Raw genomic sequence first — 7,065 nt, 5'->3', positions numbered from 1 at the left:
CTTGGAGGCCCTGCCATGAAGAGCAACAGCCACGACAACCGAAGCTGGATGGCCGCTGTCACCTTTGCCGAGGCCGGGGAGTGGGAGACCGCCCGCCAGCTGATCCCTGAGCCGCGGCGCCGTGTGCAGCTCAACTGGTGGCAACGGCTCTGGGCCGCGGTGGCCATGGCCGAGGAAGGGCTGGCCAGCGAGGCCACGCGGCTTCTGGAGCCGGGCCGCAGCACGCCGGCCGGCCGCTCGGATCTGGCGGAGCAGCTCGGCCTGCGGGGCATCCATCTGGCCTACGGTGTGCTGCGCGTGAAGGCCTGAGGCACAGCGCAGGCGCACGGCGCACCATGGCTGGGGTGCTGGTGATCTCGTCCGAGAGCCGCCTCGCCGAGGCTATCCGGCAGCGGTTGGACGAGTGGGGCCTTGCGAGCTGGGCGGCCGCCGACCCGAGCGAGGCGGTGGCCCAGCTGGCCCGGCGACGCGCCGCGGTGGTCATTCTCGACATCCGCCGGCTGGGCGACGAGGCCGCCGCGGCCGCCCTGGCGGCCCTCACCCGGGCCCTGGGCAAGGGTGAGATCATTGTCCTCAATACCGCCGACAATGTGCGGGCCTCCATGGTCGCCATGCAGGCCGGGGCGGTGGACGAGGTGATGGCGCCCTTCGAGACCGGCCAACTGCGCCAGAAGGTGCTGGAGGCCCAGGCCAGGGTGGACCGGCAACGACGTCCCCGCCGCTCCCTGTGGCGGATGTTCAACCAGGCCATGGCCGCGGCCACCTTCGCCCAGGCCGGGGAGTCGGATACGGCGCGCGAGCTTCTGGACGCTTTTGATACCGGACCCGCCACCGCTGCCCAGGGCAGCGGTCAAGGGCGGCCGGGCAGTGCACGGAAATCCAGTCGAGGGGACAAGCCATGAGTGACATCAAGCTGCTGTTGGTGGATGACGAGGAGAGCTTTGTGCGCACCCTTTCCGAGCGGCTCCAGCTGCGGGATCTGGCCAGCCATACCGTGTTCGACGGTGAGCAGGCCTTGGGCTTCATCGAAGACAAGGAGCCCGACGTCATGATCCTGGATCTGCGCATGCCAGGCATCGACGGCCTGGAGGTCCTGCGTCTGGTGCGCGCCAAGTATCCCCTCATGCAGGTGATCATCCAGACCGGGCACGGCAACGACATGGACGAGGCCGAGGCGAGACGGCTCGGGGTCTTCGACTACCTCAAGAAGCCGGTGGATATCGAGCTGTTGGTGGACCGGATTCGCGAGGCGCACCGGCAGAAGCTGACCAACGTCATGTCCGCCACCGCCTTTGCCGAGGCCGGGGAGCACGACAGCGCCCGGGAGATCCTGGCCACCCGGCGTGGCTAGGCCGAACGGGACCGCGATGGGGCGCCAGGAGCCGCTCCCCACCCGGGGCGCTGCAGACAAGGCTGGATCCTGCCATGAAGGTGTACACCGCCACCATCAACAGCCGAGCCCTCCGCCCGACCGGCCATGCCTTCTATGCCCGGCAGCGCCGGCTGCTGGTGGTGGTGGTCCTGGCCCTGGCGGTCATTCCCCTGCTCGGCATCGGCTGGATCTCCTCCCGCTACTATCAGGAGTCCTGGGAGCGGCAAACAGCCGCTGACCTGGAAAACTTCGCCCAGGCCCGCCGGGAGATCATCACCCTCTTCCTGCGGGATCAGACCACCATGCTCAGTGCCCTGACCCGTCTCCATTCCAAGGACGAGCTGGCCAAGCCGGACAGGCTGCGGCAGCTCTTCGACGCCATGGAGGAAAGCGGTGTGGTGGTCGATCTGGGGGTGATCGATCGCACGGGGCGGCATCTTTCCTATGTGGGGCCGTACCACCAGCAGTTGCAGAGCAGGAATTATGCCGAGGCTGACTGGTTCCACGAGGTGCTGCGCAATGGCACCTATGTCAGCGATCTGTTCACCGGCTTTCGGGGGGTGCCCCACTTCGTGGTCGCGGTCACCGATCCCGGCCGGACGTGGCTCCTGCGCGCCACCATCAACTCCGGCTTCTTCTCGACCCTGCTGGACAGCGCCAATGTGGGCCCAGGCGGTGATGCCTTCATCGTCGACCGCCAGGGCGCCCTGCAGACCGCCAGCCGGCGGGGCTATGTGGTCCTGCCGCCCGCCGAGCGGGAGACGTTCATGTCGGCGGCCTCCCAGGCGGTGGTGCGCACCGACCGCTTCCTGGCCGCTACCGCCTGGCTCAAAGGTGGCGACTGGCTGCTGGTGCTCATGACCGATGTGGAGGGCTCCCTGCGCTCCTTCTACCAGGCCAGGAATATCGGGCTCGCCATCATCATCATCGCCTCCGCCCTGGTGGTGGCCATCGCCACCCTGGTGGTGCACACCATGGTCAGCCAGCTGGAGAAGGCCGAGCGGGAGCGGGTCGCCATGCTCAACCAGGTGCGGGAGGTGGAGAAGATGGCCCTGGTCGGCCGTATGGCCGCCAGTGTCGCCCACGAGATCAACAACCCGCTGCAGATCATCGTCGACCAGGCCGGCTGGATGGGTGAGCTCCTGGACGAGGAGGACCCGGCAACGGTGCGGAACCTGTCCGAGTACCGGGAGTCCCTGGGCAAGGTCCGCCACCACGTCAAACGGGCCAGCGGCATCACCCATCGCCTGCTGGACTTCTCCCGCCGCTCCGACGCCAGCCGCGAGTTGGTGGACCTCAACGAGCTGGCTGCCACCACCATCTCCTTCCTCGACCAGGAGGCGAAAAACAGCCGGATCGCCATTGTCCTCAGGCTGACGCCCAACCTGCCCCTGGTCTGCGCCGAGGCCACCCAGCTCGAACAGGTCTTCCTGAACATCCTCAACAACGCCCTGGACGCCATCGGTCAGGACGGCCACATCACCGTGCTCAGCGGCACCACGGCCGACGAGGTGTCGGTGGCCTTCGCCGACAGCGGTCCTGGCATGCCCCCGGAGACCATGGCCCGGGTGTTCGAGCCGTTTTTCACCACCAAGGAGAAGGGCAAAGGGACCGGCCTCGGTCTGGCTGTGTCCTTCAACATCATGCAAAGGCTGGGGGGGACCATCCGGGTAGCCGCGAGACCCGGCGGCGGCTGCGTCTTCACTGTCGTCCTGCCCCGCTCCCCGGCCAACGCCGGCCGGCGGCTCCCGCGCCAGCAGCCAGAGACGGCCGGCCCCGGCCTGGCCAAAGGGGAACAGGTATGGGGTGCTTTCGAGTCCTAGTCGTGGACGACGAAGAGGATTTCGTCGCCACCATGGTCAAGCGTCTGGAGCGGCGGGGCCTGTCCTGCCAAGGGGCGACCAGCGGCCCGGAGGCGGTGCGCCGCATCGCCGACGAGGATTACGACGTCGTCCTTCTGGACGTCAAGATCCCAGGCATGGACGGGGTGGAGATCCTGCGCCGCATCAAGGCCGCCAGGCCGGCAACCCAGGTGGTGATGCTCACCGGCCATGCCTCGGTGGAGGCGGGCCGGGCGGGCCTGGCCCAAGGGGCCTGCGACTACCTGCTGAAGCCGGTGGAGCTGGAGTCCCTGTACGAGGCCCTGTGCGGGGCCATGAACGACAGGGCCAGCCAGGGGGCGACGGCCGCCGGAGAGCGCCGGTCCGATGAGAGAGAGAAAGGGGCGCCTCGCCGTGGGTGGCGGGGGTAGCATCGTTCACACCAGCAGCATAACCGGAGAAGGAGGAAGTGATTCATGAGCCTATGGAAACGAATCGGACAAACCATGATGCTGTCGGCCCAGGCCCACGCCCGCTGGGAGCTGGATGTTTCCAACGCCATCCTGCGGGATCGCAAGAAGCTGGCCCTGCTCGGCCTGTTGCTGGTGCCGGTGGTCATCGGCGGCATTGCCTTTGCCGGTGACGTGGCCGGCGCCCTGCCTTCATTCCTGGGCGACAAGAAGACGGCGTACACCCCGGCCTTCTACACCGCCACCATCTTCCTGGCCTCCATCGGGGTCGGGGTCTGCGCCGGGCTCATCACCGGCTGCATCGGCGCCGGCGGCGGCTTCATCATCGCGCCGGCCCTGATGAGCGCCGGCGTCAAGGGTATCCTGGCCGTGGGCACGGACCTCTTCCACATCTTCGCCAAGGCGATCATGGGCAGCGTCCTGCACCGCAAGCTGGGCAACATCTCGGTCTCCCTGGCTGTGACCTTCCTGGTCGGCTCCATGGGCGGCGCTACCCTGGGCGGCTACATCAACCGGACCCTCTACGAGTTCAACCCGGTCTACAGCGATGCCTTCATCACCACCATCTACGTCCTCATGCTCGGCTTTCTGGGCTTCTACGCCCTGACCGATTTCCTGGCCTCCCGCAAGGCGGCGGCCAAGCAGGCGGCGGCGGGCAACGTCAAGGCAGCCGAGGGGATGACCGGGCTGGCCCGGAAGCTCCAGGCCGTCAACATCCCCCCCATGCTCACCTTCGACGAGGGCGTGGTGCCCGGCGGCCGCCGCATCTCCACCATCTTCCTCGTCATCGCCGGCTTTGTCGTCGGTCTGGCCGCCGCCATCATGGGCGTCGGCGGCGGCTTTCTGACCTTCCCCATCTTCGTCTACGTGCTCGGCGTCTCCTCGGCGACCACCGTCGGCACCGACATCTTCCAGATCATCTTCACCGCTGGCTACGCCGGGCTGGTCCAGTACGCGGTCTACGGCTTCATCTTCTACACCCTGGCCATGGGCATGCTCCTGGGCTCCCTGGTGGGCATCCAGATCGGCTCCCTGGTCACCAAGGTGGTGCCGGGCTTGACGATCCGCGGCTTCTATGCCACGGCTGTCCTCTCCGGCTTCGTCAACCGCGTCTTCGCCCTGCCGGGGAAGCTGCGGAAGATGCAGGTGCTCAACATCGAGAAGGCGACCTGCGAGACCCTGGAACAGATCGGCATCTATCTGTTCTTCATCGTCATCAGCTGCTTCGCGGTGTGGGTCTTTGTGACCTTCTTCACAAAGATCAAGGTTCTCAAGGGTGAACAGGAGACAGTGCACGGGGGGGTGCGGGCATGATTCACAACAAGAAGGAATTTGGCCTGGGATTCGTACTGATGATCGGCTTCGTGGTCGCCTTTGCCGTGATCATGTCGCCGATGTTCAAGGGGCAGAACGCCCTGGACTATCTGGATGGCCTGTACAACGCCATCTCCAAGGATGCCTGCTATTACATCCCGGCCATGCGGCAACAGGCCGAGCCCATGCAGGGCAAGCAGATGACCGTGACCATGAAGATGGAGAACGAGGCCCAGGCCGGCCGTCTGGTCAAGCTGATCGGCTCCTCGGGCAAGGCCAAGGCCGAGGTCTCCGGGCCGACTGTGAAGATGACCGGCGATCTCGGCGCGGTGCTCCTGACCAGCCTGGTCGATGCCGACGCCATGTACAAGAACAATGGCCAGGAGGTGAGTGGCCGGCACGGCTATGACGCCCGGCAGGTCATGTACGACTGGTGGACGGCCATGAAGGAGATGGTGAAGGACCTCAACAAGCAGCAGGCCTTCAGCGAATCCATCGCCATCGGCAAGATCCAGACCCGGGGTCTGGAGCCGGCCTACAACTACTACGGGATCACCACCCAGAACATCAAGTCGCAGCTGCTGACGGTGGTGATCTCCCTGGCCGGCTACGTCATCTACACCGTCTGGTACGGGTTCGCCCTGCTGTTCATGTTCGAGGGCTGGGGCCTGAAGCTGGAGCACTGATACGGGGAAAGACGCTTGGCGCTCGGCGCCCTTGTCGTTTTGCGAGCCGGCCCTGGGCAGAAGCTGCACCCTGCCCAGGGCCGGTGTTATTGGGCGGGTCACGTGCCCCGGGGCGGTCCCAGCGGCAGCTCCCGGTCCCGGGCCGCGATCTCGATCTTCTCCACCAGGGCTGCCAGCTCCAGTGGCTTGAGGCAATAGTCGCTGGCCCCTCGTTCCAGGCCCAGGAGGCCGGCGCTCACCGAGGCATGGCCGGTGAGCATGATCACCGCCACCGCCGGCCAGCGCTCCCTGATGGTCACCAGGCAGTCGATGCCGTCCCGGTCCGGCAGCTTGACATCCAGGACCACCACCTCGGCCGGCTCCCGGGTCAAGTGCGCCAGGGCCTCCTGGCAGGAGCCAGCGGTGCGCACCGTGTACCCCCTCCGGGCCAGCCTCTTGCCGGTGAGCTCCCGGAAATCCTCTTCGTCGTCCACCACCAGGATCCTTAACAGCCCCATCACATCCTCCGCAGGTTATTGCTCGGCCGCACCGGGGGCCAGGGCCTCCAGATCGGCGAGGATCTTCGTCCGGTAATGCGCCACCATGCCCGGATCGGCCATGACCATGTCGATCTGTCGGGTATGGATGAGAAGATAGCCCAGCACCCGCAGCCGCGTCTCCAGCACGTCCGTCGGCCTCTTTTCCAGGCGGGCGGTCAGGCTGTCGGCCTTGGGCTCCACCCGGAAGCCATACCGCGTGAGGATCTCGGCGATGAGGGCCACCCGGGTCGCCTTCCGGCCGGCATCCGCGGCGCCGCCCTTGAACTGGAAGCTGACGTAGCTTTCGGTCAGCATGTCGCTTACGTAGGCCTCCACCATGGAAAAGTGGTAGCCGAGGCGGACGCTCAGGTTGCAGAAGTCCTTCGAGACCAGAAAGTAGCTCTTGGCGGCCATGGAGGAGCGGACCGCGGGATCCAGGCTGGGGTTCATCGTCGACTGGAAGAAGATGGAGCCCAGGCCCCGCAGGCTGACCGGCGGCGGGCCATCCCAGGGCACGGCGGTGATGCCGGCCCACAGGGCCAGCATGGGCCGGGATACGATGTCCGTCACCGCGATATACCGGGACTTGGCATCGATACCGGGCCGGAAGCCGTCCGCCAGATCGATCGCCCACCACTGGGAAGGCATCTCGCCCACCATCTGGCGGGCCAGCCGCTCCGGAAAGCCCAGGCGGCCGCCGAAGCCAAACATCTCCTGCACGGCCTTCTCATGGCAGAAGCGGGTGACGTCGTGCAGGGTCCGGCAGTTGCCGGGGGTGAAGAACGGTGACGCCGGGTCGGTGAGACCCAAGGGGGTGATCTCGGCCATCACCTCACTGAGCAGCCGGTGCACCGGGCTGTTGGCCATGAGCTGCCGGCCCGGGCC

At 66.6% G+C, this 7,065-nt stretch carries 9 protein-coding genes; 7 read left to right on the top strand and 2 right to left on the bottom strand.

What is annotated here, in order from left to right:
• From AB1634_18095 to AB1634_18065, 7 genes are all read left to right on the top strand, one after another.
• Positions 1–309, top strand: a 309-nt coding sequence (locus AB1634_18095; GenBank protein MEW6221428.1) for a hypothetical protein, incomplete at its 5' end; no start/stop codon positions are given.
• 26 nt (positions 310–335) lie between these two features.
• Positions 336–902, top strand: a complete 567-nt coding sequence (locus AB1634_18090; GenBank protein MEW6221427.1) for a response regulator — start codon at positions 336–338, stop codon at positions 900–902.
• The gene (locus AB1634_18085) at positions 899–1,351 is read left to right on the top strand and encodes a response regulator (protein MEW6221426.1); all 453 of its coding nucleotides are present in this window, start codon (positions 899–901) and stop codon (positions 1,349–1,351) included. The genes AB1634_18090 and AB1634_18085 overlap by 4 nt, the downstream gene beginning before the upstream one ends.
• A 74-nt stretch (positions 1,352–1,425) precedes the next feature.
• Positions 1,426–3,195 (top strand): ATP-binding protein, encoded by a 1,770-nt coding sequence (locus AB1634_18080; protein MEW6221425.1) that lies wholly within the window; start codon positions 1,426–1,428, stop codon positions 3,193–3,195.
• A 2-nt stretch (positions 3,196–3,197) separates the two neighbouring features.
• Positions 3,198–3,623, top strand: a complete 426-nt coding sequence (locus AB1634_18075; protein ID MEW6221424.1) for a response regulator — start codon at positions 3,198–3,200, stop codon at positions 3,621–3,623.
• A 45-nt stretch (positions 3,624–3,668) separates the two neighbouring features.
• Complete coding sequence (locus AB1634_18070; GenBank protein ID MEW6221423.1) at positions 3,669–4,976, top strand: sulfite exporter TauE/SafE family protein; 1,308 nt, start codon at positions 3,669–3,671, stop codon at positions 4,974–4,976.
• Entirely contained in the window at positions 4,973–5,662 is a 690-nt protein-coding gene (locus AB1634_18065; protein MEW6221422.1) for a hypothetical protein, read from the top strand. Before AB1634_18070 ends, AB1634_18065 begins: the two co-directional genes overlap by 4 nt.
• Before the next feature lie 98 nt (positions 5,663–5,760).
• Here the strand turns inward: AB1634_18065 and AB1634_18060 are convergent, their stop codons facing one another.
• Positions 5,761–6,159, bottom strand: coding sequence for a response regulator (locus tag AB1634_18060; protein ID MEW6221421.1), 399 nt, complete (start codon positions 6,157–6,159; stop codon positions 5,761–5,763).
• 15 nt (positions 6,160–6,174) lie between these two features.
• A partial coding sequence (locus AB1634_18055) for a pyruvate, water dikinase (GenBank protein MEW6221420.1) occupies positions 6,175–7,065 on the bottom strand: 891 nt, incomplete at its 5' end.

It is taken from the genome of Thermodesulfobacteriota bacterium, assembly GCA_040755095.1.
Taxonomy (GTDB): Bacteria; Desulfobacterota; Desulfobulbia; order Desulfobulbales; family JBFMBH01; genus JBFMBH01.
The sequence above is the reverse complement of the archived record's forward strand: the minus strand, read 5'-3'. Positions and strand labels throughout refer to the sequence as shown.